The sequence below is a fragment of the Streptomyces sp. Alt3 genome (assembly GCF_030719215.1).
GTDB classification, from domain to species: Bacteria; Actinomycetota; Actinomycetes; order Streptomycetales; family Streptomycetaceae; genus Streptomyces; species Streptomyces glycanivorans.
In genome coordinates this window covers 8,122,714-8,148,240 of record NZ_CP120983.1, presented here as the reverse complement: position 1 = coordinate 8,148,240, position 25,527 = coordinate 8,122,714, and the positions used below count along the sequence as shown (strand labels likewise).

Here is a 25,527-nt window from a genome sequence, read left to right as displayed (position 1 = left end):
GAGATCATGGCCGGCACATTGCTGGAGGACGGCGGCGGCTGCCGTCGGCGGTCGCGTGAGCTGCAGAGGCGATGCTGCACAATCGAGCCCGAGCGTGGTCTCCTGGCGCCATGGGCGAACCTGATGGCGTGCGTATAGCTGCTGCTTGAGGCGCCTGGGCGACGGTCTGAAGCCGATTGCCGGACGCAGGATGCTGCGCGACTATCGTCGCATGGGCAGGAATGAGGGTCCGAAGCTGACGCGGGTTGTGCAGACGTGTTCCGCACACCCGTCGCAGTGGAGTGCCTGGACGGCAGACGGCCAGTACCTGTTTCTCCGATACCGGCATGGCGAGGGCTGCGTCGAGTGGCATCCCGGCCCCGAGGACGACGCCGACACGGCGGAGTCTTGGAACGAGGGCCTCTCCGGACTCCTGATCGAATGGGATGACGGCAGCGGTAACGGTGTCATTGGCCTTGAGGACTTCCTCGCGGCAGCGGGCTTGGTGCTGGCGCCGGGTGCCTTGGTGAGTTGAGGTCCTGGCACGCGGTCAGGTCCGGAGCCGGATGACAAGGGCGGCTGCGGTGACAGCGCCGAGGAAGACGTAGCCGCGCTTGTCGTAACGGGTCCTGACGGCAAGGGAGTTCTTCGGCCTGTTGACAACCCTCTCGAGGGTGTTGCGCTTCTTGTACCGCTCCTCGTCGAACCCCGGCGGCCGGCCACCTCGCGATCCTTTGCGCAGGCGGGCGGCCTGACTGTCGGCCTTCTCCGGAATCGTGTGGTGGATGGCGCGCCGCCGCAGATACTGGCGGCAAGGACCGCTGCTGTATGCCTTGTCGGCTGCGATGCTGTCGGGTTTCCACGGGTCCTGCCAGGTCCGAACCGGAGTACCCGGATCTTCTCCAGCACTGGTATGAACTGGGTGCAGTCGGCTCGCTGCTGGGGCGTAACGATCAGGGACAGCGGGCGGCAGCGGCCGTCCGCGCTCAGGTGGATCTTGCTGGTGCAGCCCCCCGCGCGAACGCCCCAGGCTCTCGCCTCCCGCACCACCTCCACCAGCCGGCCTGCCGGCCGACGAGGATCTGCCACGGAGTTTCGTCCTGGTGTTCCAACGACTCGTCCCCCTTCGAGTCGACAAGAGTTGGTCGTGGATCGATGCGGGAACCGGCCGCGTGCTGGTGCGCGCGCACGATGGTGGAGTCCACCGGGATGTCCCAGTCGATCCCCCCTGCCGCGTCGGCCGCGGCCTGGACCTGCTGCAGCAGCCGCTCCCAGATTCCGTCGGCAGACCAAGCCGATGCCGCAGACTACGGTGGTCCAGACCAGAACATTGACGCGTCCCTGACCGGTCGATACGCTCCAGGAAGTCCTCTGAGAGCGCTCTCACGTTCGCATTGGGTGTACTCGCACTGGCCACCCCCCGCAGCACGGCCTTCCGGATGAGGAGTAGAGCTTGTCTGCCAACCTTCCTTCCGCCCCACGTACACCACGTACACACCGAGCCCGCCGCGCCCGTCTCAGGCCCGCCGCCCTGGTTGCCGCGCTCGCGCTGGCCGGCGGATGTCTTGTCGTCACCCAGGTCACCGCCGCCACCGAGGCTGCCGCCGTCCCCACGACCATCCCGCTCACGCTGACCAACAACTCCGGGCGTGGCGAGCAGGTGCACGTCTATGTGATCGGCACCGAACTCTCGTCCGGGCGCCAGGGATGGGCCGACGCGAACGGCACCTTCCATCCGTGGCCCGCCGGCGGCAACCCGCCGACGCCCGCTCCCGACGCGTCCATCGCGGGCCCGGCCAACGGACAGTCGAAGACGATCCGGATGCCGAAGTTCTCCGGCCGGGTCTACTTCTCCTACGGGCAAAAGCTCGTCTTCAAGCTCACCACCGGCGGTCTGGTGCAGCCCGCGGTGCAGAACCCGAGCGACCCGAACGCGAACATCCTCTTCAACTGGACCGAGTACACGCTCAACGACGCCGGCCTGTGGATCAACAGCACACAGGTCGACATGTTCTCCGCACCGTACGCGGTCGGCGTGAAGCGCCCGAACGGCACCACCCTTACCACCGGCCACCTCAAGCCCGGTGGCTACAAGGCGTTCTTCGACTCCCTGCGCAGCCAGCCCGGTGGCTGGGGCGGGCTCATCAGGACCCGCTCCGACGGCACGATCCTGCGGGCGCTCGCCCCCGGCCACGGCATCGAAGCCGGGGCGCTACCGGCCTCCGTCATGGACGACTACGTCAACCGGGTGTGGAGCAAGTACTCCTCGCAGACGCTGACCGTCCAACCGTTCAAGGACCAGCCGAACACGAAGTACTTCGGCCGGGTTCAGGGCAACACCATGAACTTCACCAACAGTTCGGGGGCGGTCGTCACCAGCTTCCAGAAGCCTGACTCCGACAGCATCTTCGGCTGCTACAAACTCCTTGACGCGCCCAACGACCTGGTCCGCGGGCCCATCTCCCGAACGCTGTGCGCCGGTTTCAACCGGTCGACGCTGCTGAGCAACCCCAACCAGCCCGACGCGAACAACGCGAACTTCTACAAGGACGCGGTCACGAATCACTACTCGGCGAAGATCCACGCCCAGATGGCCGACGGCAAGGCCTACGGCTTCGCCTTCGACGACGTGGGCGCGCACGAGTCGCTGGTGCACGACGGCGACCCGCAGCAGGCGTACATCACGCTGGACTCGTTCAACTAGAGGAACTGCCGTGCGAGTTGCAGCCGGGCCCGAGACGAATTCCGTCCCGGGCCCGGTCACGCTCATTCCCCGGCGAGGTACACCTCGGTCAGCCGCAGGCAGATCTCGCTGATCGTCGGGTACAACGCTGCGGCCGGCGCAGGCGTATGACAGGGACCTCGTCGGCGATGGCAATCGTGGCGCAGGGGATGAGCTTGCCGACTGCGGGACCGACAAAGGTGACGCCGCGGAGGATCTCGCGGTCGAGGTCGACGACCACGCGAGCGCACTTCACGTCGCGGCATGGAAAACGGCGCACGCGGTGGCCGCCCGTTCGGGTTCGGCGAGGGTGTCGTCGAGACAGGATTCGCCTACGCGACAGCCGAGTTCGCCCCGGAGCGCCTGCCGCTGTGCCGCTTGCGCGTCACCGGTGGGCTGCACGAAGGACGTGACCGCAGGATCGTCGCCAGGCTCGTCACCGGACACAGCTCAGTGGACGGGTCGACGGCCGTCACCCCCTCGGACACACGCAGAACTCGTCACCATCGCCAGGCGCTTCAACGCCCCCGGTGACCATACTGCGCTTCAACCCGGACCTCGCCGACCTGCTCCAGCAGTACACCGAGCGAGAACGCGAGCACCTCACCGCCACTGACGTCCACGCCACCTTCAGACCCGCGGCGCCAGTGCCGACCGGCTCCGCTCCGCGGGCGCAACCACCTTCCACGACGTCCCCGGACGCCGCCGAGCGCCCACACCCATCGAAGCCGCAACTCACTTCTTCTTCGCCCGACACATCCGACGTGACTTCCGCCCGTTGACGCCCCACGAGCGGGCGGACCCGGCGGAGTCAGCCGTGGGGAAGTGCCGGACTCCATGGGCACGGTGGTCCGCACATACTCAGAAATCTCCGGGTCCCCTGAGCGCCGGTTTCCGGACACCTGAGTCGGCGTCGAAAGGCCGGCAAGACGGTGACCACTGGAGAGAGGCACGTTCGCCCAGGTTGCGCCCTCTCTGTCTGCGCCTCGCCGGCCACCTTGAACTAACGACCGTAAGTTTATCGATGAACCCCCTTGCGCGACTTGACCTAACGTCAATAACCTTACGACCGTAAGCATGCAGCGGAACCCGCTGACAGTCGAAGGAGCATCCCTGTGGACACCACCACCGCCACCACCACCACCACCACCACCACCCAAGTCGTACTGCCGGGCAAGGTCGAGCCCGACGGCCTGGAGCTGCAGACCCACGACCTGTCGGCGCCGGGGAAGGGCCAGGTCGTCCTGCGGATGGAGGCAACCGGGATCTGCTTCGCCGAGCAGCAGATGCGCCGCGGCAAGTACTACGACCAGCCGCCATTCCCCTTCGTGCCCGGGTACGACCTCGTCGGCATCGTCACCGCGGTCGGACCGGAAACCGATGCCGCGCTGGTCGGCCGCCGGTTCGCCGCCATCACCAAGATCGGCGCCTGGGCCAGCCACCTGATCATCGACGCCGCCGACCTGATGCCCGTCCCCGACGAGGTCGACCCGGCCGCCGCGGAGACGGTCATCGTCAACGGCGTCACCGCCTGGCAGATGCTCCACCGCACCGCCAAGGCCCGCACCGGCCAGACCATCGTGGTCCTCGGTGCCAACGGCGGCGTCGGCTCCACCCTCGTCCAGCTCGCGGTACACGCCGGCGTCACCGTCATCGGCACCGCCTCGCCCCGCCACCACGACACCCTGCGAGGTCTCGGCGTCACCCCGGTCGACTACCGCGACCCCGACATGTACGCCCGCATCCGCGAGCTCGCCCCCGACGGCGTGGACGCGGTCTTCGACCACGTCGGCGGCCCCGCCATCGAGGACTCCTGGCAACTGCTGCGCCGCGGCGGCACGCTCGTCTCCTACGGCACCGCCGCCTCGAAGGACGAGGAAGGCAACTCCCAGCTCCCCGTCCTCAAGCTCTTCGCTCTCCTCAACGCCTGGAACACCCTGCCCAACGGCAAGAAGGCCCACTTCTACAACCTCTGGGCCGGCAAGCGCCGCTGCAGGAAGACCTGGCAGCAGCGGATGACCGAGGACCTCACCCAGGTCCTGCGCCTGGTTGCCGACGGCACACTCACGCCCCAGATCGCCGCGAAGTTCGCCCTGACCGACACCGCCGAAGCCCTGCGGCTCGCCGAGTCCCGCACCGTCGCCGGCAAGGTCATCATCGTCCCCGAGATCTGACCTCCGGGGCGCAGTGCATCAAGGCCCCCTCCCCCGCACCCCTCCCGCTCCGCCCTTCGCGCGCTGCCGCGCCTCCTCACCGTCCCGCACATCTGCCCTGCCCGTCCCACATGCCCCGGAGACACCGTCATGTCCGTCACCGCCCCCGCCGCACAGGCAGCCGTCGACCACAGCACCCCGAACCGCACCTCGACGGGCGACGTCGACAACCTCGGCACCTACGTCAGCTTCGGCCTCGCCTACCTCCTCGGTCACGGTTCCGCCGCCCTCTCCCAGGGCGACGCCCCCGTCCTCGACCTCCCCGGCTGGCTGCCGATGACCCTGCTCGGCGCCGGACTCGCCGCAGGCACCGTCCAGGCCACCCGTGCCGCCCTGCGCACCCAGCGCACCACCACCGACCCTGATGCCGTCCGCACCGCCCAGCTCCTCGGCGCACTCTGGGTCACCGCCTTCGCCGCCCTATTCCTCGCGATCACCGGCCTCAGCGCCACGGTGGACCACCCCGACATCCAGACCCTGCTCTGGCCCACCGGCTCCGGCTTCGTCGTCGGCCTCATCTACGTCGCCGAAGGCGCCGTACGCCGCAACCTGCTCCACTACGCCCTCGGCACGTGGCTCGCCCTCACCTCGACCACGGCCCTGTTCCTCGGCAACCCCGGCTTCTACTGGGTCCTCACCCTCGCCGGCGGCGGCGCTTACGCCCTCGCCACCGTCCTCGAGCGCCGCCGCCCGCGCCGGCGCTGAGCTCCTCCCGACCGACCAGCCCCCCACCACCACCACTGAGCAGTGCAACCATCATGGAAGGCACCAACCCGATGACCACGCGACACCGCGCCCTGCAGACCATGGCCGTAGCGGCGATCGCCACGCTGACAGCACTCTCCGCCCCGTCCATGGCGACGGCAAGCGCAACCCGACCCGCCGCCGGCACTCCCGCCTTCCAGGAATGCCAGGGCGTGACCGTCGACAGAACCGCGCCGGTCATCGCCCGCGCCAGCGTTCTGATCAAGGCGTCGGCGCGGGAGATATGGGAACGGCACACCGACATCGACGCGTGGAACACCTGGATCCCCGAGATCACGCCGTCGCAGAAGAAGACGCCTGGACCGGTACGGCCGGGTACGGTCTTCGACTGGTCCCCCCAGGGCATGAAGGTCACCTCCACGATCACCAACGTCCAGAAGAACCGGTGCCTCGCTTGGGCCGCGCCCGTCAACGGCATCGACGGCGTGCACCTGTGGACGTTCAAGAAGGTCGAGGGTGGAGTGCTCGCCACGACCGAGGAGTCCTGGGCTGGCACTCCTGTCGAGGCCGACATCCCCGGCAACCAGGCAGCCCTCGAATCCGGCCTCGTCGACTGGGTGAACCGGCTCAGGACCACAGCCGAGACGACGAACGACTGCTCAGCCCGCCGGGGCGAGTAACACGCCGCACCGACGGTACGGAAGGCGCACATCAGGATCCGGGGTTTCGCCGAGGCAAGGGCGAAAGCTGCGTGACGGGGTCGCAGATACGACGATCGAGTCTCGAGCCTCATCGGTCCGGGGCTCCGGCTCGGGGCACGGCTGCTACAGGTCGAACTCGAGGTGTTCGATGTCCGTGAACCGGACCTCGTCCAGGCTTCCGGCGCGGCGGCCGCCGTCCTGGAAGTAGACCTCCTTGAGCGCTTCGGCCGCGATCTGCTGGAGCCGGGCGTCGCCGGCGCCGGCCTCCTGGGCCTCGAAGAGGCGGGCGGCGTACTGCGGGGGCAGGGCGACGGTCAGGTGCCGGATGCGGTCCTGGTCGGTCGATCCGATCGGTGCGGTGTAGCCCATGCGGGCGCGGGTGTCGATGACGATGCCGTCCGTTGACGCCGCCTTCGCCCTGGCCTTGGCCCGGATCTGCGGCTGCCACCGCTTCTTCACCTCACGCTCCAGGCGCGCGGCGAGCTCCGGGCGGGGCTTCTTGATCTGGTCCTTCACGTACCGCTCGACGGTGCGCTGGGAGATCCGCAGCATCTGCGCGACCGCCTTGGTACCACCCAACTGCTTGACCAGGTACCGCATCCGCGGGCCCGCGTGCTTCGGTGCCGGGCGGGTGAACGCCTTCTGGACCGCGGCGTCCAGGCCGTCCCCGATCAGGCTCATCGTGGCCCTCTCCTACTCTCCGTTGTCGACGTCGGTGACAGTGCCGTCCTTGATGTACCGGGCGAGGTTGAGTTCGGGCGCGTTGAACCGCTCACGGACCTCCTCGCCCCACAGGACGCTCTGGGTACCCTCGTGCTTGACCAGGCCGGGGTTGATACCGAGCTTGAAGCCGCCGGGCAGCGGCTTGCCCTCCCGGTAGGGCAGGAAGTCCAGCGGGCTCTCGCCGTCGGCAGCGTAGACGACGCAGTCGGACAGGACCGCGATCGGGTACCGGCCGGTGAACGCCGCGTGCTTGACGATCTTGCGGTGCAGGTTGATCCGGGTGCGGGAGATGACCGCCGCCCGGATGTCCGGTCGCCAGGTGGGGCGGGACAGGGCGCGCCACGGCTCGCCCGGCTGCCATCCCTCGCCCCGGGGCCGCTCGCGCAGCTTGCCCAGGCCGCCCTTCACCGTCGCCTTGACCGCCGAGACGACGATCGCCAGCTCCGGGTCACGGCTCTTGCAGCCGTCCATCGCCGCGAGGAAGCCGGCCGGCGAAAGGTCGGCGGAGACGCCGAGGTCGGCCATCGTGGCGAGGAAGGCGTCACGGAGCCGGTTGTACCAGCCGTCCAGGTAGCGGCCGTTGTCGTACCGGATCCACGCCTCGATCGGCGCGACATCGTAGCCGAGCTCCACCGCGTAGGCCACGGTCGGCGTCGCGTACCAGGCCGGGCCCGTCGGGCGGTCGCCCTTCGGCGTGAACGGGGAGGGCAACAGCGAGCCGTCCAGCTCTGCCCACTTGTCCTTGCCGACCTTCACCGTCGACAGGTCGACGTGGGAAAGGTCGACCAGCCAGGAGCCGGGCAGCTTCGGGTCGAACGCGGGGGCTTCGACGTACTCCGGTTCACCGAGGCCGACGTTCAGCCCGTTCGCACCGGCGGCGAAGGCCATGTTGACGTCGATGCCGACCAGATGGCGCAGGCTGCACTCGGCATCGGTCATCGGCCGTGCCCAGTCGTACGCCTCCTCGAACAGCTTCTCCGCCGGGCCGCGCACGTGGAACCGCGGCAGGTCCTTGAGGACCGGGTGCCCGTCGGGCACCTCGCACGGAGGCCAGTCCATCGGGTCGATGGCGTCCTTCCCCAGCGAGCCGGGGTTGTGCTCCGAGGTGCGCCTGCCGCTCTCATCGGGTGCGGTGGCGCGGGTCGGCGGGTGCAGCGCGGTCATCAGCTCCAGGCCGTTGACGGCGGTGGAGCCGCGCGGCGTCATCACCCTCGACGCGTACGCGCCCAGGACACGGGCGAGCTCGGCCGGCGGGAGCTGCCCGGCGGTGTCCCAGTGCCGGGTGTCCAGAGCCTGCCAGGACGGGATGCACAGCTGCACGCAGGCCCGCTCCGAACCGGTCGCGGGGCGGTAGATCCTGGCCCACGGTGCGAGCCCGCGCTTGGTCAGCTTCCACTCCGCGCGGTGAAGCTGCTTGATGACCTTGTGGCCCTCCGGCAGACGTCCGGCGAGCCTCTCCTCCTCCGTCAGCATGGCGGGGAGGCCGTAGCGCTCGCACGCGGCCTCGGTGAGCACGAGCAGCGGGTCGGCGTCCTTGCCCGGCCCGGGCAGCTTCGGTGCCCCGAGCTTCGCCTCGCGCAACGTCCAGTCCACCAGGGCCGGGATGCTCCTGGCGGGCACGTCCAGGACCAGGCCGCCAACACAGTACGCCACCACCTGTCCGTCCTCGACGTCCACGACCGCCAACGGGCCGTTCTCGAACCGCGGGTCGCTCTCACCCGCCACGGTTCCGGCCGGGGCCGACTCCTTCGCATCCGGGCGGCGCGACGTCGACGACGGCGGCGTGGTGCTACGCGCCGGACGCGGAGCAGCCGCCGGGGCAGCCACAACGGGAGCAGGAGCGCGTGGCCGCCACCGCGGCGTCCTGAACGGGCGCGGCCGGGTCGGCGGGGTAGAGCTCCGCGAGCTTGTCCAGCAGCCGGGCGTAGGCGTCGCGCTCCGGGGGCCGGGGTTCGGTCTTGCCGGCCTCCCAGCCCGACACCGTGGCCCGGCGCACCTTCAGCGCACCGGCCACCTCATCGATCGTCAGGCCGTGCGCGGCACGCAGCCGCTTCCGCTCCGCCGGGGGCGGCAGCGCGGCACGGGACGCAAGCAGCGCGTCGACCGCGTCGAACAGCTCGGACATGAGACACCTCCTGACCACGACCCTAGCCCACGAAACGTGCAATACACGTACGTTCGGCGTACGAATTGCGCTCATTGGCCAAGCGGGTGAGGCGACACGTCACGCTCACGTCCGCAACGGTCTTGTCCTGTGTCACCGAACTTTGAGCGATTGCCGCCGAAGTTTGAGTGGTCGGGGGCCGACTCGGCTCCGGCTTCCGAGCGGTGTCAGTGGAGGGCGGCAGACTTCGTGCTTCCTGCCGGAGAAGCGGGTGTTCCTGCGCTGGCTGGCTGCGTACTCCGAGGCCGAGGTGTTCACGGCAGCCGAGGCGGTTCTGGCCGATCCGGACACCATTTGGGAGGACAGCGGACTGGTCGACGGCGCGCCGTCGCGTACCGCCGGCGCCGTGGCGACGGCCTCGCCCAGCGCCCGCCGGTACAACAGCGACCCGAGGCTGCACCGCTCAATCGAAAACTGTCGCTCCTGACGCTCGGCCCCCGACCACTCGAACTTCGGTGGCAATCGCTCAAAGTTCGATGACACAGGCCAGTCAGGACTGTCCGGTTCGAGGACGTACCGCCTGTACGCGGGTTCCGGTGGAACAGGGCAACCGCAGCTTCGCGGGCTGGTACTACCCGGGGGATTCCACCGCTCCCACTCCGCGTCCCGTCCGGGGTCCGTCCAACAGGCGCGGGACGGGCAGGTAGCGGGGCCATACCGAACGCTTGGTGCGCCGAGCCGAGCGCGTCAGCGAAACATCATCAGAACGTCAGCGGGGGCGTGCACGCTGCTTGGGGAGGCTTGCCTTCGCACTGTCGGGGGCCAGTTCAGTCGGCCCTCACTCATCTAGGGAAAACATGTTGCGCAACACAACTGAACGAAGATCATCCTGGCAGACTCGGCGGCGGGTGTTGGGGAGCATCGCCGGTGTGACGGCTGCTGTAGCGGCCCTGGCCGCACCGGCCCCCACCTCCGTCGGCTCCCAGCCGAAGCCCGGCCAGAAGCTGGCGCAGGAGTCGGCACACGGAGCCACCGTGGCCCCGGCACTCGCGCGGGATCTGGTCAACGCACAGGTGGCGGGTCCGATTTCCCCCGGCTCCTCCCCCGTGGCGGAAACACCGGGCGTTCCTGCCGCCTTCGCTTCCTGGGACCAGCTGCGACGCGTTCAGGGAAAGATGAACGAGACGGCCGGCGCGCTGGAGCACTCGGCAGGCCAGAGCGAGGGCAGTGCATTCGCCGGGGTGATCGCCGCGCCCGAGGACAAGCGCGTCATCGTGTACTGGCACGGTGCGTTGACACCGGCCGCCCAAGCTGCCATCGCGCGCAGCGCCACGCCGGTCGTGGTCAGGTCGGCCAAGTACTCGGTGAAGGTTTTGTCTGCGGCATCGGCGCGGGTGGCGCAGCGGGCGCAGTCGGCGGATGTGCAGCTCGCGAAGGTGATACGACCGCAGGACGGAAGCGGGCTGCAGGCGTCAGTAGTGGGCGGCGAAGCCGAGGCGGCGCGGCTGCGGCAGGCCGTGGCGTCTGTAGGCGTACCGGTGAAGGTCACCCCTGGCGGGGAGGTTCAGACCAGTCTGGCCGATCCTTCGCGGAACACCGATCCCACTGCGGGGGGTGCGCAGATGATCTCCCCGGTCTGCAGCACGGCGTTCGCGGCCAAGTACCAGGGTCGGGAGGTGATGCTGACGGCCGACCACTGCTTCAGCCCCGGTTCGGGCATCGAGAGATACGTCGTGGACTCGACCGGGGGGCGGGCGCCGCAGCCTTTCGGTACCCGGGTTTCGCCGAAGGTTGAGGGGCCGGTCGTCGACGTAGCAGCCCTGCAGCCGTGGAACGGAACCCAGTTCGAGCCTCGGATCTGGACCGGGTCCGCTGCCGACGCAGGGAGCAGTGGGCAGAAGAAGACCTGGGTCAATGGTGCGATGCTGCCCCAGAAGGGCAACTGGATCTGCAACGACGGTTCCCGCTCAGGGATGATCTGCAATATCCAGATCACTGACCGGAGCGAGGACTATTTCGCAAAGGGGCCGGACGGCAACGGCAAGGAGGTGATGCATCACTACCGGTGGGGCTGGGACGCGAAAAAGAGGGTGACCAGCAAGGACAGCAGCCCAGTCGCCGGGCGGCGGGGCGACAGCGGTGGCCCCGTCATCCTGTCCACGGGGCGGGACGACACAGGAACTGAGCCCAATGCGTTTGCCATGGGCATCGTTTCGGCAAGTGCCGGCGCGGGCTTCACATGCCCTACAGGTGTGCAGACCATCTGCTTCAAGGCGATCACCTTCGTCGGAATCGACGACGCTCTCAACTACCTGGGAGATTCATCGCTCACAGCGGTCGATTTTCCCAATACCACGGCTCGGAGAGATCTGAACTTCCAGGGGCAGGCACCCACCCCCGCCCCCGCACCCACCCCTGAGGTGCATGAACACACGGAACTGGTAGCTGCCAACGGCACCGCACTCGGCTACGACTCCCGGCTCGGAAAGCTCACCGGCGAGATTCCGGGCGACCGGGAAGCCGACTGGGCGGTACAGCAGGCCACCGACGGCGGATGGTACTTCCAGAACCTCGCCTCCCCCCTACAGAACTTCGGGATATCGGCTGCAACAGGAATGCAGATCGTCAGCGTGGGCGGCGACGAGGTGCAGATCCAGATCCAGCAAGGTGTCTGCCTGCATCTCGAAACCGATATTGCTCAAGCCGAGACAGCCTCAACCGCGCTCCCGGCGCCGTGCAACATCAACGAAATCGACCAGAGATTCACGCTGGTCCCCGTGACCAATGACCTCGCCGATCCCACAGAGCTGCCGCCCCCTTCCCAGGGGAGGATGAACCTGCCGTCCTCCGAGCACACCACGCCAGTTCCCCGCCTCAGTGTGATGCCGCTGGGCGACTCGATCACCCTGGGTGTGGGCAGCGACACCCGCACCGGCTACCGTCCCGGGCTGGCGAACCGGCTGGCCGGGGCCGCTGACACCGTGAAGTTCGTCGGCTCGCAGACCGATGCCGACGGCACTCGCCATGAAGGCCACTCCGGCTGGCGTATCGACCAGCTCCAGGCAAATATCGAGACCTGGCTGGCCGAGGCGAAACCCAACGTCATCACGCTGCACATCGGCACCAACGACATGAACCGCAATTACCAGGTGAGCACCGCACCCCAGCGCCTCGGTGTCCTCCTCGACCAGATCAACGCGGCCTCACCCGACACCGCGATCGTGGTGGCTTCCCTGGTTCCCGCCACCGACCCAGCAGTGCAGGCCCGCGTCAACGCCTACAACAAGGCGATACCCGACGTCATCGCGGCCCGTACTTCCAAAGGATTCCGGATCACGCAGGTCAGCATGGGCGCTCTCACCACCGCTGACCTCAACGACAACCTCCACCCCAACAACGCCGGCTACGTGAAGATGGCCGACGCCTTCCAGGACGGCATCGCGACCCTCGCCCGCAACGGCTGGATCAAGGAGACCGTCGAAGTCAAGCCCGCCCCGCCCAAGCGGGCAGCGAACGTCGGCGACTACAACGTCGACATCAACGGGGACGGTCTGGCCGACTACCTGGTCGTCGACGACAACGGCGCCACCCGCGCGTGGCTCAACACCGGCCCGGGCAAGTGGAGCGACCAGGGTGTCATCGCCACCGGCTCGGGCACTTGGACCGACAACCAGGTTCGCTTCGCCGACGTCGGCGGCGATGCGAGGGCCGACTATCTCGTGGTCGAGCCCAACGGCGCCACCCGCGCCTTCATCAACCAGGGCGGAGACGGCCGGGGCGGATGGCTGGACAAGGGTTACATCGCCACCGGATCCCCCAACTGGACCGGCGATCAAGTGCGCTTCGCCGACGTCGCCGGCGACGCTCACGCCGACTACCTGGTAGTCGATGCCCACGGCGCCACCCGCGCCTGGCTGACCACCACCGACGCCACCACCGGCACCATCAAGCTGACCGACCAGGGGATCATCGCCAGCGGCTCAGCTGCTTGGACCAGCGATCAGGCGAGGTTCGCCGACGTCGGCGGCGATGCCAGGGCGGACTACCTCGTGGTCGAGCCCAACGGCGCCACTCGCGCCTTCATCAACCAGGGCGGGAACGGCCGGGGCGGATGGCTGGACAAGGGTTACATCGCCACCGGCTCCCCCAACTGGACCGGCAGCCAGGTCCGCTTCGCCAACACCGACGGCGACGCCCACGCCGACTACCTCGTCCTCGACACCGACGGCAGCATCCATGCCTGGCTGACCACCACCGACGCCACCACCGGCACCATCAAGCTGACCGACCAGGGAATCATCGCCACGGGTACCGGAGCCCCCAGCGACCGCGTCCGCATCTGACGCCGACAGACAGTCACCCCCGCCCGGGCGTCCCTGCGCACACCACGCCGGGACGCCCGGGCAGCCCCGTTCCAGCGGGCTGTTTCATTACGGTCTGGCCGTTCTCGGTCGGTGGATGAGAACGGCCTGGCCGGGGGTGTTAATGGGTTGTGGCCAATGTCGGTGCTCGGCTCTGTCAGAAGCAATCACTCAACCTCCAGTGCGACAGGTCAGGTCTCCTCGCGACGGGGCCGAGCATCCTCACCGAAGGCCGGGCCGAGGGGCTCCGTCCCACAGAAGGACGAGCGCATGCCAACCAGTCCTGACGGGCAGGGCTCAGCGCTCCGGATCACAGCTGGTGCGGCCCGTGCACGGCGCCGGAATCCGCGGTGAAGAGAGCACGTCGGGTGTGACAGCACGCCATTCGACGCGCGCCACTCGCATCGACCACACGTGCTGATTCCGCGAGCCTCCAGCCATCCTTTCGCATCCTCGAGATCACCGAACCGCCGATGCCCCGAACGGCCTGCACAGCCTTGCACTCGCACTTGATCTCATCGGCCATGCGGCCGGCGCCCCGTTGAGCGAACCGGTCGTATCAACTGGGCGCGCGCGTGGATGACTCCATGAAAATCCCGGCGTCACGAACTGCCACCCTCAGCACCGGCATCCGCGCGGCTCGCTGAACGCTTGTAACAGAAAACCGGGGACGGCACCCCGTTCGGAGTTGCGGAGACCGCCGCGCCCAGGCAGCTACTGCGGTGTCCGGGCACAGCGAGCCATGTCGACCGACGCTGCACTCTGCCTCAGCAAGGAAATCCTGCGATGCCACAGCCGACGCTGTCGACAGGTACGCGCAACAGCCGAGCAAACCTGGTCAACTCAGCGCCAACATCAGCCAGTCAGGCTCACGATCACACCGGCCCGACTAACCTGCCCCAAGTGATCTCCATCACTCAAGGCGGGTCGGCTGTCCCTGAACGACGCTGCTCACCGGCTGATCGCTGACGTGGCCCAGGCCCTGCTCCGTGCGAACGGCGCCGCCCTGTGCGTACGCCGCGAGCCGGGCACGGCCCTCGCACCACGACGACAAGACGTCGCGGTGGCCCTCCGGAAGCCGACGAACCGCTCGGTCGCGTCGCACGGCGCGAAGCGGATGAAGAGAGCGGGGGTCCACGTCGGCGTCGGCCGGCAGAAGTACTGCGGGCTCGTCCACCACCGCGGACCTGGTGACGGCCTGGACCGGATCACGGCCGTGTTCGTGGTCCGGTCCTGGGAACGCAAGCCGCCGAAGCCGAGCAGGGCAGGAACGAAGGTCCGTTCCAGGTGCCGATGGAGAGGCCCCCGGCGGGCTGCCACCTTTGCACCGCCGCCATCCTCCACATACTCACCCACGGCCCGTCGTTCCGGGCTCCGAACCGGCCGACGCAGGGAGTCAGCGAGTGAAGCGATTCTTCGGCAAGGTCCGCATGGCGGAACCTCAGGTCTCCGATGCGGAGCGAGAACTCTTCGGTGGGCCCCTGCGCTACGACATGGGCTGGTCCCAGCACGAACATGCCGGTCTGGACCTGACCATGCGCTCCGCGCTGCGTCAGATGCCCGGACTCGTCAGTGCCACCCTGCGGATGGCATGGAGTGCGGACCGCCGCGCACTCGTGGCCGTGGCGATCAGCGAACTCGGCCAGGGCATCGCCGCCGCGGTCGGCCTGCTCGCCATCAACTCGGTCATGCACGCGCTTCTCGGCGCAGGGGATGCCGCTGAGAGGCTGCACGCCCTCCTGCCGGGGCTGCTCGCCGCCGCAGGCGTCGCCGTCGTGAACTCGGCCCTGGCCGGCTGGTCGACATCTCGGGCCGGCCGCCTGGAGCCGAAGGTCGAGCGGATCGCCACGACGCGGTACCTGGCCGCGGCGACCTCGGTCGAACTCGAAGCCATCGACGACCCGGACTTCCGCCGCCTGATCGACATCGCCCAGTACGGTCCCGCCTCCGCGCGCCGGATGATCGGCGCCTGTGTCTCCGCGCTGAACAGCACCATTTCACTGATCGCCACGGCCGGTGTCCTCACCGCCTTGCACCCGGCCCTGCTGCCCATGCTGCTGGTCATCGCGGCTCCCCGCGGCTGGGGAGCCATGCGGGTCGCACAGGAGCGCTACGTGTCGATGATGAGCTGGATCGAGCACCTGCGGGCCAGCCGTCTCATCGGCAACCTTCTCACCGAACGCACGGCTGCCCAGGAAGTACGCATCCACGCCGTCGGTCCCTTCCTCCTCGACCGGTACCGGCGCATGGCCGCGAGCGCGGAATCGGAACAGGAGCGTCTGGCCTCCAGCAAGGCCGTCACCGAATGGGTCGCCTCCGCGCTGTCCGGGCTCGCGATGGCCGCCACCTACGGCAGCATGATCTGGCTGATCATGGCCGGGCACATGAGTCTCGCAGTCGCCGGCACCGCCGTGATCGCGGTGCGTACAGGGTCGGCGAGCCTGGGCGCCCTGGTGATGAACATCAACCAGCTGCACGAAGAGTCCCTCTACGTCCGGGACCACGGACAGTTCCTGGTCGAGGCCGCTCGACGCGCCATCCCGAAGACCGGCGCTCCCGTCCCTGCGCAGGTGCGACAGGTCTCTCTGGAGCACGTCACCTACCGGTATCCCGACCGCGACGCACCGGCCCTGGACGACGTGACGCTCGCCTTCCCCATGGGGTCGGTCATCGCCGTGGTGGGCGAGAACGGCTCCGGCAAAAGCACCTTGATGAAGATCCTTTCCGGCCTGCTCCTCCCTCACGCCGGATCGGTGAGGTGGGGCGATTTCGACGTCTCCGAACTGGAGCGCTCCCAGGTCTTCGACCGCGTCTCCCTTCTCACCCAGGACTTCCAGCGGTGGCCCGTGACCGCAGCGATGAACATCCGTATCGGCCGCCCCGGCCGCGACGCATCGACCCGCGACCTGCAGAAGTCCGTCGACTACGCCGGAGCCGGATCCGTCACCGCCAAGCTCCCCAACGGCCTGGACAGCATGCTCGGCCGCATGTTCCGCGGAGCGATCGAACTCTCCGGGGGCGAATGGCAGAAAGTGGGCCTGGCCCGCACCCATTGGCGCAGCTCGACGTCGCAGGAAGACAGTGTCCTCATCGTCGACGAACCCACCTCCGCCCTGGACCCCGAGGCCGAGATCGCCGCCTTCGACCGCATCCGCCGCCTCGCTGCTCCGCACCGGGCCGTCGTCCTGGTCACCCACCGCATGTCCGGCGTCCGCCACGCCGACCACATCTACGTCCTCGACCAAGGACGCCTCACCGAGCACGGCACCCATGACGACCTCATCGCCGCATGTGGCCGATATGCCGCCATGTTCGAGACCCAGGCCGCCCAGTACGCCCCGGCTCCGCACGTCCCGAGGCCTGCTTCGCCCGGCGTCGTGGACAAGGCGTGACCCCGCCCCGCCGGAAGGCGGCCCCATGTCGTCCTCGCTCCCCCGCCGGCACGAGTTGCCTCGCAGTCCGTCCTGTCGGCAGCGCACCGGGATACCCGGAGGCATCTCCGCCTCGGCCAGGCCCGGGTGTGCGGGTCGGAGGCTGCTCGTCCCGCGCCGCACCTGCTCCGCCACCGTGACCCGGGCCTCACCGTCGCCGATCATGTCGAAGGCCGCGGGACACCACAGGCCGCGGTTTCACGCCTGGTGGCTGCCCAGAGCGGTGTAGGGGTCGTCGCCGCCCCAGCCGTCACGAGTGCGCCACAGGACGTGGATCCCGAAGGCCTCACGTACCGTCTCGGCCGCCCAGGCCTCGGCAGGCGGCTCGCACAGGACCATGTGAAGGCGGTCTGCCGGTGTGCTCAGGGTGTGGTTGACCTCGAGAAGCCGGGTCGCCCCCGAGCGGAGTTCCGCGTACGCGGAGCGGCCGGCTCCCAGGACCTCGTAGACGAACAGGCCGTCGCCCACGGTGCAGAGGACGTCGACGGTCTCGGAGTCGGTCGGCTGGAGGTCCGCCCACAGCAACTCCGACTTCAGGGCGTGGCGCACCGCCTCGTGCTTCTTGCAGGTGCGGTCCGAGGCTGCCAGGGTTTCCAAGGCGGCAAGGAAGTCGTCCTTCGTGGTCACGGCCGGGACGGCTGGTGCTTCTTCGACGGTGGTCACGGGTTCGGCTTCCTTCTGCTCGGAGGGGTCGGGCTGGTGGGCGTCAGGCTCGCTGCTGTGGTCGGGGGTTGTGGCACCGGTCAGGCGGGCACGAAGCGTCTGCTGCGCGTCGGCGAGCGCCACGGCCCAGTCGGAGTCGGCGAGTTCGGTCCGCAGCCGGCCACTGTCCAGGGTGCCGTCCTTCAGCGCGCGGTTGGTGCGTGTCGCGAGGTCCCGCAGGATGCCCAGGCGCTGCCGGTCAGGGGAGTTGAGGACGCGGTACACATCCACCCAGTCAGCCTGGTCGCGGCGGAGAATACGGTTGGCCATGCTCTGCAGGTCGGAGAGCCGGGCGCGGGCGTCGCCCAGGACGTCGTCGTCGCCCGCGACCAGATCGTCGAGCACGCCGAGTGCCGCTGTGTAGCGCTGGGCCATCTTCGGTGAGACGGGCATGCGTCCCCGCTCGTCAGCGGTGAGCACGCTCTGGCCGCTCTCGTTCGCGAAGACCCAGCAGTCCAGTTCCTCGCCGGGGCGGGGAGGAGTGGTGCCGTGCCGAACCGTCAGGACCAGGGGGCGGTCCGTCCGCGGGCTGATCGCCTTGACCTTGTAGCGGCCGCCCGGGCCGGGGCCGATGACTCGGACGCGGATGTCGGCCCCGATCTCGGGAACGTCGCCCGGATCCGTGCCGGAGCCTGTCCCGGCGGACGGCTCCTGGGGGGCGTTCTCCCTGTTCGTGAGGACCTCGGGAAGCGGTGAGGTGTGCAGCACCGTCAAGCTCTGCGTGCTGCGGGTCAGCGCGATGTACAGCTGCCGGAGGCCGGCCGGGCCGCGGTCGGCGATGGTGGCGGGCTCGACGACCAGGACGTGGTCGTACTCCATGCCCTTGGCTTGTGCGGCGGCCAGGACGGACACGGTCTCGCGCCCCCTGGCCGGGAGACCGGGGTCCTCGTCGAGGCGGCGGCTGATCTCGTCGAGCCAGGACGAGTCGTCGGGGACGATGACGGCGATCCAGCGCGGCGTGCTCCCGTCGCTGGTGCCCACCAGGCGGTTCATCTGGGCGACGGTGTCGTCGAGCAGTCTCCACGGTTCGGTCGCCACCGTACGTACGGCGTCCTCGCCCGCCTTTCGTACCGCCCGCGGGTACGACAGCCCGGGGGCGACCGCGCGTGCGAGGGGTGCCACGAAGTCCATGATCTCTGCCGGTACGCGGTAGCTGGTGTTCAGCTCGGCGACGCGCCAGTCCCCGTGGTCCGACAGAAGAGTGCCGAGCGGGTCCCAGCTGAGATGGGTGTGAGGGCCGGTGGCCTGGGCGAGGTCGCCGAGGATCGTCATGGAGCCGCCGACGGCGCAGCGGCGGCGCAGTGCGCGGGCCTGCAGCGGGGTGAGGTCCTGGGCCTCGTCGGCGACGATGTGCCCGTAGCGGCGGGGCGTCTCCCCGTCGATGAGGAACCGGAGTTCTTCGAGGCAGACGTGGTCGTCGAGGGTCCAGGGCTCGGCGTCGGCGGTGTCGGCCCGCGGGCGGTGCAGGGCCGCCTGCTCGTCGGCGTCGAGGATGCCGTCCGCACAGGCGCCCAGCAGGTCGGGCGAGTCGTAGAGGCTGCGCAGGGCCTCCCTGGCACCCGGCGCGGGCCAGATGCGTTCGACGAGTCGCTCGACGCGACGGTTGCGTTCCAGGTCGCGGCGGATCGTGCCACCCTGGCCGCGGCGCGGAGCAACGGTGGCCAGCTCCTGGAGGAGCCGGTCGACGAACAGGCTGCGGAAACGTTCGCGACGCTGTCGGTAGGGGCCGTCGGCAGCACGTACGTCGTCGAGGAGTGAGAGGACTTCGGACTTCGGCACGCGCAGCGTCGTGCTGCCGGCGGTGACGACGACGGCCGGTTCGTCGCCCTCGTAGGAGGGCGCGGTGGTGAGGTCGTCGAGTGCCTCCGGGCGGCAGTCGCTCTCGACACGGCGCCGCAGCACGGCCGCCATCCGCTCGCCGGACTTCACCAGCCGGGCCTGCGGGGTGTCGGTGCCGTGGATCTCGCCCTCCCACAGCCGGTCCAGCTGGACGGCGTTGACGTCCCGTGTGCCGAGGGTGGGCAGCACCTGGCCGACGTAGTCGAGGAACCTCTGGTGGGGGCCGATGACGAGGATGTCCTGGGCCTTGAAGTGCTCGTTGTTCACGAGCCAGGTCACGCGGTGCAGGCCGACGGCCGACTTGCCGGTTCCGGGGCCGCCCTGTACGACGAGGATGTCGGACGGTGAGCCGGTCACCAGGTCCATCTGGTCACGGCGGATGGTCTCGACGATGTCCCGCATCCGGCCGCCACGCGAGCGCCGCAGCTCACGCAGCAGGAAGTCGTCCGGCTGAACCGGCTTACGTCGTTGCCGGCCGACGAGGTCGCCGGGCGTGCGGGACGGTGGACGTCTCTCGAGCTGTTCCTCACCCGGTTCCGGAGACGCCTGGACGGGTGCCTCGGCCCCAGTCCGAGACTCGGCCTCGGCTACGTCGTCCGCGGCCGGACGCGGCGGTGGAATGGCCTCGAGAGGGGGCATGACCGGTGCGGCGATCTCGTCGAAGTAGTCCTGGACGACCTGCTGCACGCAACGCAACTGTCGGCGCAACACCACCTCCCCGGGCGCCTCCGGCATGGCGTCGGCCCATGTCTTCGCGAGTGGACTGGTCCACGGCAGGACGACGATCTCCTTGTCGGAGTCGTGCACCAGCCGCCGGCCGATGTACCACGGACGCGGCTTGCCGCCCGGGTCGTCCGGCGCGTCCACGCGGGAGAAGACCAGGGCCTCGTCGCCGAGGCCGCCGTAAGCCGCTGCCTTCGCTTCCGTGTGCTTCCGGTTGGCGATGCCGTCCTTCCCGCTCGCCGAAGCCGTGGCAGCCGATGTCCCGATCATCTCGGCCAGATTCGTGGTGTAACAGTCGTACGCGTGGTCCACCGCCGTCTGCTCGGTGGTGATGACCTCGTCATGCGTGGTGGTGGTGCCCATGTACATCCTCCCCTGCGGGCGCCCGCGGGCGCCGCTACGGGCCTGCGCCCGTACCCCGCTGAAACAACTATCAGAAGTCGAGCGGTGACAACCAGTCAGAGGGGAGGTTCTCGGACCAGCACGCCGGCCTCGGTGCGCCGTCGGGCAAGTCGTCCTCCATGCGGCCCGGACTCTGCGTGAACAGCTCGCCGAGGCCCGTCAGCGAAGGGCCCGGCACTGCCCTGACCGGCTGCCACGCCTCCGTCCGACGGCGGAGACTTCGGCGCCTCGACCGTTCCGGCATCCGAAAGATCTCCCGCTGCTCGAATCGAGGTTTCCCGACTACAGGGCTACGGTGATAACGGATCATGTCAGCCCGAATCAGTGATCGGGCTTCCTTGTACCGGAAAGCCCCGTTGTACGGCGCGACCCCAGGAGGAACGATGGCCCACCCCGAGCGCGACGCGAGCAAGGACGAGGGACCCGCGGACGGCGGAGCGTCGGGGAACCCCGGCGTCCACGACGGCGGAGCCGATGGCGGCGCGGACGGCGGCGCCGAAGGACCCGCGGACGGCGGAGCCTCGGGCACCCCCGGCGTCCACGACGGCGGCGCGGACGGCGGAGCCGATGGCGGCGCGGACGGCGGAGCCGAAGGACCCGCGGACGGCGGAGCATCGGGCACCCCCGGCGTCCACGACGGCGGAGCCGATGGCGGCGCCGGCAGCGGCTCTTGAGCGTGTTCCGGACAGAGATCCAGGACGTCGGCGCCCAGCGAGGCGCCGGTGTCCTGGAGTCCCGTCTGACCGGACTGAGCCGTGAGGAATTCGGTCGTGATGTCTGGGCGCGGACCGCGGCGCTCACCCGGGGTGCGAGTGACTTCTCCGATGTTTTCTCTCCGTCCGCCGTGGACGAGCTGATCTCCCGCCGCGGACTGCGTACGCCGTTCCTGCGCGTCGCCAAGGACGGCTCCACGCTTCCCGAGTCGTCGTTCACCGCGCCCGCGGGAGTTGGCGCCACCATCGCCGACCAGCTCGACGACACCGCTCTGTGGCGCGCGTTCGCCGACGGAGCCACGCTCGTTCTGCAGGCGCTTCACCGCACCTGGGAGCCGGTCGCGGACCTCGTATCCGATCTGAGCACGGAGCTCGGTCACCCCGTGCAGGCCAACGCCTATGTGACCCCTCCGCAGAACCGCGGATTCGACGCGCACTACGACGTGCACGACGTCTTCGTCCTCCAGATCGAAGGGACGAAGCGGTGGATCATCCATGAGCCGTTGCTGCCCGACCCGATGCGCGATCAGCCATGGACCGATCACCGGCCGGCTGTCGCCGACAGGGCGGCACGGGGTACGGCCCACCTGGACACCGTGCTCCGTCCCGGGGATGTGCTTTACCTGCCGCGCGGCTGGCTGCATTCAGCCCGGACGCAGGGGCACGTCTCGATTCATGTCACTCTCGGTGTCCATCCCTGGACCCGCTACGCCCTGGCCGAGCAGCTGGCCCGGGCCGCCCTCGCGGCGCTGCGGGACGATCCCCCGATGCGCGAGTCCCTGCCTCTGGGGGCCAGTGGCCGGGACGGCGAACGGGATGTGGTCCGTGAGCGTCTGCTGGCCGCTGTGGCGAAGGCCGACCCGGCTCCGTCGTTCGAGCGCGCCCGGCGGGCCCAGGGCCGCCCCGCCCCGCTGGGGCCGCTCGCCCAGCTCTCCGCGTTGAACGGCCTTCGTCCGACGTCACCGGTACGGCTGCGGGAAGCAGTGGAGCCTTGGCTGTCAGGGACGCGGCTGTTCACCCGGGTGGGTTACCTGGACTTGCCGGCATCCGACCTCGTGCTCGTGACTCGACTGCTCGACGGCCGCATCCGCACGGCCGGCGACCTCGGGCTCGCCCTTGCCGAGCGGCTCCTGCGGGCCGGGGTCCTGCTTCCAGGGAACCGGTGACCCCGGCGGAGCGGTTCTTCTGCGCCGATGCCGCCCGCGCACGAGGTGACGCCTTCTCGGGAACGGCTCCCTACGGCAGTGTCTGGGTGCTCATCGAATGCAGGCGCAGCTGGCCGGTCAACGGTTTCGACGGTCTCGACCTCGACCCCGGGATCAAGACGCTCGTCTTCTCGGCGGCCCGGGCGAGCCGGGCCAGGGTGCTCCTGGTCAGGCGCCCAGGACGCCGCCGTCCCGGCGGAAGTGACCGCTGGGCGGTGCTGCGCCACGACGCCTGCGGTGGCCTGCGCCAGCAGTGGGGCAGTTGGCGACTGGACCAGGACCTGGCCCGGATCGTGACCGCTCTGCAGTCCCCGGGGGAACAGGGCGGGCCCCCCGTCGTCCTCGTCTGCGCACACGGTCTGCACGATGTCTGTTGTGCCGTGCGCGGGCGGCCCGTGGGCCGGGCCCTCGGTGAGCGCTGGCCCGACCTGGTGTGGGAATCCACGCACGTCGGCGGGGACAGGTTCGCCGCGAACGTCGTCGTCGTACCCGACGGCGTCTACTACGGCGGTCTCGATGCCGCCTCGTCGCTCACCGTGGTGGAGGAGCACCTGGCCGGCCGCATCCATGCCGACCACCTGCGGGGCTTCACGACCCTGTACCCGCCGCAGCAGGCAGCGGTGGCGGCGGTGCTCAGGCGCTTCGGTCCGGCCGGCCGGCACGACTACGCGATCGTCGGCACCGTGCGCGACAAGGACGGATGGCACGTGAGGGTCAGCGGAGGAACGTCGCACGGCAGACTGCTCGATGTCGAGGTTCGGGCCCGCCCCACGCCGCCGCTCCGGCTGACCTGTCGCGGACCGGAGGGGAGTTCCGCCCTCGTCTACGAAGTGGTTTCTCTGCGCGAGAGCTGAACGGGAGCTGCCCGTAAGGGCTGCGGGTTCACGCCGGCGTGATGGAGACGAGCTCGGCCGCTTTCCGTCGGACGTCGACGAGAACGACCGGGATTCCAACCGTCCATTGCCGCACTGGCACGATGTCGAGTGCAGCCGCGGCCTCCAGGGCGCCGGCACGCGTGGTCGAGACGCCGGGGGTGCGGCGGGCCTCGTGAGGATGAGGGAGCGGCGCGAGCATGGAACGCACGAGGAGGAGCCATGGGTAGGAAGCGCAGCCCACAGGTCCAGGCGCCCGGCAGGGGTGTACGGCGGCTCTGGCTGCTGCCCGACCCGGGGGAGGACGAGCCGTTCATCGACGTGCGTGAGGGCGGTCGGGGGACGCTGAACGTGTCGGTCGCCCGGGACGAACGGCATGTTGATTTCAGCTTCGCGGTGACCGCGCAGCACATAGCCGTCGCAGAGCGCAGCGCCCTTCGGCGTTGGGCCGTATTCGCCGTGCTGTTCGGTGAACTCGCCGTTTTTCATGCCGATGCCTCCCCCGCGCGTCCGCCGGCAGAATGTCGTCGGGTGATCGACGCGATCCTCGGTGGCACCGATTCCGCGGTCGAGAACTACCTGACCACGATGAACAAGCGTTTTCGGGGCGGTCTTCGGGATTCACTCGCGTTGTTGTGCAAGGTCGATCTGAAGCGTTCCCGGGATCGCGAGGCGTTCGGGAGGCGGCTTTGGTTCGGCGTCGAGTCGTTGATCATCAGCGATGGAGAACGCGCCCGGCGCGCGCAGGAGACGGAGGACAGGGCAGCGGCCCGGGCAGTCGCGGTGCGGCATGCCTTCGAGCCGTACAACGACGCTCTCCTGATGGCCGAGCGGGACGACGCCGTGCAGCGTGTCATCGGTCTGCTCGGCTCGGACCCGGTGATCAGCGAGTTCGAGGTCGGCGCTCCCGCACACCACGACCGCTGTCTGACGTTCAGCTCGGGCGGGGAGATCATGCTCCGGGACGGGACGGTGACTGCGATCCTCTTCCACGTCCAGCCCACCGAGGCCGCGCCGCACGGTTTCCCGGAGCTAGGTGGCCTGCTCCCCGGGCTGGGCCGGGACGCCTCCAGAAGTCAGGTCGAGGAGGCACTCGGTGCGCCGATCGCCGGACGCACGGGCACGAGCGCGACCCACCGCGTCGGGGGCGGCTTCGTGAAGGTCTTCTACGACGCATGGGCCGAGAAGGATGAGCCGAATCATCTGAAGCTCATCCAGATGACGGCAGAGGACACGTATGCCGGGACCGATCCCGCTGACGAGCGTTGCCCGGGCTGCGCGGGCACGTTGATCAGGGCGGGATCAGCGTCCGACGGCGTCGATGTGGACGCGACGATCACTTCGTTGCGCAGCGGGGTCGCAGCCGGCCACCTCCGCCAGGAGCACAGATGGGTGGCGCTGGACGACTTGCTCCGCCTGCATGACTCCGGGCTGATGGAACACGTCGCGGCACAGCTGGGGTGCACGATCTGCCACCGGCGCATCTTCTTCGCGCTGCATCGCGACGCTGATCCGACCTTCGAGTACGCCTCGTTGAACGACGCCCGTCGCCGAACCCCGGAGCGGGTCCCGCCGGTCGAGCGGTGGGGCGATGCCGCCCGGATCGCGTGGGAAGCACAACGACCGGAACAGATCGCGACCGACGGCAGCACCTGGATCCTGTTCGCCAGGGGCAAGCATCTCTTCATGAACGCACGCTGCTGGTACAGCGCCGTGGACGGGTCGAGGTTGATCCGCCTGACGGCCGCCGAGGTGAGCCGGTACGAACGTGACGGTGGGGCCTATTTGTCACGATTGCAGGAGTCGATCAACCGTACCTGGACGAGCAACGATGATCCATGGCGCTCGCGCGACCTGACGCAGAGCGGGATGTCCGACGAGGAGGCCATCGAGGCGAGCACGGCCCCCACGCAGGAGGAGCAGACGTGAGGAGCCGGGCTGGCCGGCACCCGGCCGGCCACCCTGCCGACCCTCCCAGCCCGGGATCGATCCCTCACCGGCCTCCCTCCGGAGACCGCGTGGCACGTGGGACTTGTCGCGCTCGTCCCGCACATCGGCCTGTTGCTGCATGGCGGGCGGCACCGACCGTTGCCCGGCGCTGGGGGGCACAGCCCGGTTCTTCGCTGCTCCCC

The 25,527-nt window shown here is 69.2% G+C and carries 16 protein-coding genes and 2 pseudogenes; 13 read left to right on the top strand and 5 right to left on the bottom strand.

The features are described 5' to 3' along the window. Positions 1–190 precede the first annotated feature (190 nt). The gene (locus tag P8A20_RS36135) at positions 191–514 is read left to right on the top strand and encodes a hypothetical protein (RefSeq protein ID WP_261988948.1); all 324 of its coding nucleotides are present in this window, start codon (positions 191–193) and stop codon (positions 512–514) included. A 918-nt stretch (positions 515–1,432) separates the two neighbouring features. Beyond that, on the top strand, positions 1,433–2,683 hold the full coding sequence (locus P8A20_RS36125) for a glycoside hydrolase family 64 protein (protein ID WP_147962811.1): 1,251 nt from the start codon (positions 1,433–1,435) through the stop codon (positions 2,681–2,683). 62 nt (positions 2,684–2,745) lie between these two features. Here P8A20_RS36125 and P8A20_RS36120 read toward each other — a convergent pair. Beyond that, positions 2,746–2,948, bottom strand: a pseudogene (locus P8A20_RS36120) (oxidoreductase dimerization domain-containing protein); the annotation flags it as partial. Between the two features lie 17 nt (positions 2,949–2,965). Here P8A20_RS36120 and P8A20_RS36115 point away from each other — a divergent pair. The 4 genes from P8A20_RS36115 to P8A20_RS36100 all read left to right on the top strand — a co-directional run bounded on the left by P8A20_RS36115 (position 2,966) and on the right by P8A20_RS36100 (position 6,299). After that, positions 2,966–3,235 carry a hypothetical protein gene (locus P8A20_RS36115; RefSeq protein WP_147962810.1) on the top strand — a complete coding sequence of 90 codons (270 nt, stop codon included), beginning with the start codon at positions 2,966–2,968 and terminating at the stop codon, positions 3,233–3,235. Positions 3,236–3,816: 581 nt separating this feature from the next. Further along, the gene (locus P8A20_RS36110) at positions 3,817–4,875 is read left to right on the top strand and encodes a medium chain dehydrogenase/reductase family protein (protein ID WP_306105018.1); all 1,059 of its coding nucleotides are present in this window, start codon (positions 3,817–3,819) and stop codon (positions 4,873–4,875) included. A 129-nt stretch (positions 4,876–5,004) separates the two neighbouring features. Continuing rightward, positions 5,005–5,619 carry an ABC transporter permease gene (locus P8A20_RS36105; protein WP_306105017.1) on the top strand — a complete coding sequence of 205 codons (615 nt, stop codon included), beginning with the start codon at positions 5,005–5,007 and terminating at the stop codon, positions 5,617–5,619. 71 nt (positions 5,620–5,690) lie between these two features. Continuing rightward, positions 5,691–6,299 carry an SRPBCC family protein gene (locus tag P8A20_RS36100; RefSeq protein ID WP_306105016.1) on the top strand — a complete coding sequence of 203 codons (609 nt, stop codon included), beginning with the start codon at positions 5,691–5,693 and terminating at the stop codon, positions 6,297–6,299. 144 nt (positions 6,300–6,443) lie between these two features. On the opposite strand, the gene tpg is transcribed toward P8A20_RS36100, so the two are convergent. The 3 genes and pseudogenes from tpg to P8A20_RS38950 all read right to left on the bottom strand — a co-directional run bounded on the left by tpg (position 6,444) and on the right by P8A20_RS38950 (position 9,168). Further along, a complete protein-coding gene (tpg, locus tag P8A20_RS36095; protein ID WP_147961846.1) occupies positions 6,444–7,001 on the bottom strand; it encodes a telomere-protecting terminal protein Tpg in 558 nt (185 codons plus the stop codon). A 12-nt stretch (positions 7,002–7,013) separates the two neighbouring features. Next, positions 7,014–8,903: pseudogene (tap, locus tag P8A20_RS36090) on the bottom strand (telomere-associated protein Tap); the annotation flags it as partial. After that, positions 8,833–9,168 (bottom strand): helix-turn-helix transcriptional regulator, encoded by a 336-nt coding sequence (locus tag P8A20_RS38950; RefSeq protein WP_401538250.1) that lies wholly within the window; start codon positions 9,166–9,168, stop codon positions 8,833–8,835. The gene P8A20_RS38950 and the pseudogene tap, both read right to left, overlap by 71 nt. A 250-nt stretch (positions 9,169–9,418) precedes the next feature. On the opposite strand from P8A20_RS38950, the gene P8A20_RS36085 reads away from it, so the two are divergent. The 3 genes from P8A20_RS36085 to P8A20_RS36075 all read left to right on the top strand — a co-directional run bounded on the left by P8A20_RS36085 (position 9,419) and on the right by P8A20_RS36075 (position 16,900). Further along, the gene (locus P8A20_RS36085; protein WP_187282054.1) at positions 9,419–9,634 is read left to right on the top strand and encodes a hypothetical protein; all 216 of its coding nucleotides are present in this window, start codon (positions 9,419–9,421) and stop codon (positions 9,632–9,634) included. 442 nt (positions 9,635–10,076) lie between these two features. Further along, complete coding sequence (locus P8A20_RS36080) at positions 10,077–13,490, top strand: GDSL-type esterase/lipase family protein (RefSeq protein ID WP_306105015.1); 3,414 nt, start codon at positions 10,077–10,079, stop codon at positions 13,488–13,490. A 1,421-nt stretch (positions 13,491–14,911) separates the two neighbouring features. Beyond that, a complete protein-coding gene (locus tag P8A20_RS36075; protein ID WP_147961476.1) occupies positions 14,912–16,900 on the top strand; it encodes an ABC transporter ATP-binding protein in 1,989 nt (662 codons plus the stop codon). 237 nt (positions 16,901–17,137) lie between these two features. Here P8A20_RS36075 and P8A20_RS36070 read toward each other — a convergent pair whose 3' ends face one another. After that, positions 17,138–20,566, bottom strand: coding sequence for a HelD family protein (locus tag P8A20_RS36070; protein ID WP_306105014.1), 3,429 nt, complete (start codon positions 20,564–20,566; stop codon positions 17,138–17,140). Positions 20,567–20,988: 422 nt separating this feature from the next. On the opposite strand from P8A20_RS36070, the gene P8A20_RS36065 reads away from it, so the two are divergent. The 4 genes from P8A20_RS36065 to P8A20_RS36050 all read left to right on the top strand — a co-directional run bounded on the left by P8A20_RS36065 (position 20,989) and on the right by P8A20_RS36050 (position 25,324). Beyond that, the gene (locus tag P8A20_RS36065) at positions 20,989–21,279 is read left to right on the top strand and encodes a BatC protein (protein WP_306105013.1); all 291 of its coding nucleotides are present in this window, start codon (positions 20,989–20,991) and stop codon (positions 21,277–21,279) included. Beyond that, positions 21,276–22,484 carry a cupin domain-containing protein gene (locus P8A20_RS36060; protein WP_306105012.1) on the top strand — a complete coding sequence of 403 codons (1,209 nt, stop codon included), beginning with the start codon at positions 21,276–21,278 and terminating at the stop codon, positions 22,482–22,484. The genes P8A20_RS36065 and P8A20_RS36060 overlap by 4 nt, the downstream gene beginning before the upstream one ends. Continuing rightward, a complete protein-coding gene (locus P8A20_RS36055) occupies positions 22,481–23,377 on the top strand; it encodes a sucrase ferredoxin (protein ID WP_147961480.1) in 897 nt (298 codons plus the stop codon). Before P8A20_RS36060 ends, P8A20_RS36055 begins: the two co-directional genes overlap by 4 nt. 369 nt (positions 23,378–23,746) lie before the next feature. Then, on the top strand, positions 23,747–25,324 hold the full coding sequence (locus tag P8A20_RS36050) for a hypothetical protein (RefSeq protein ID WP_306105011.1): 1,578 nt from the start codon (positions 23,747–23,749) through the stop codon (positions 25,322–25,324). Positions 25,325–25,527: the final 203 nt, after the last annotated feature.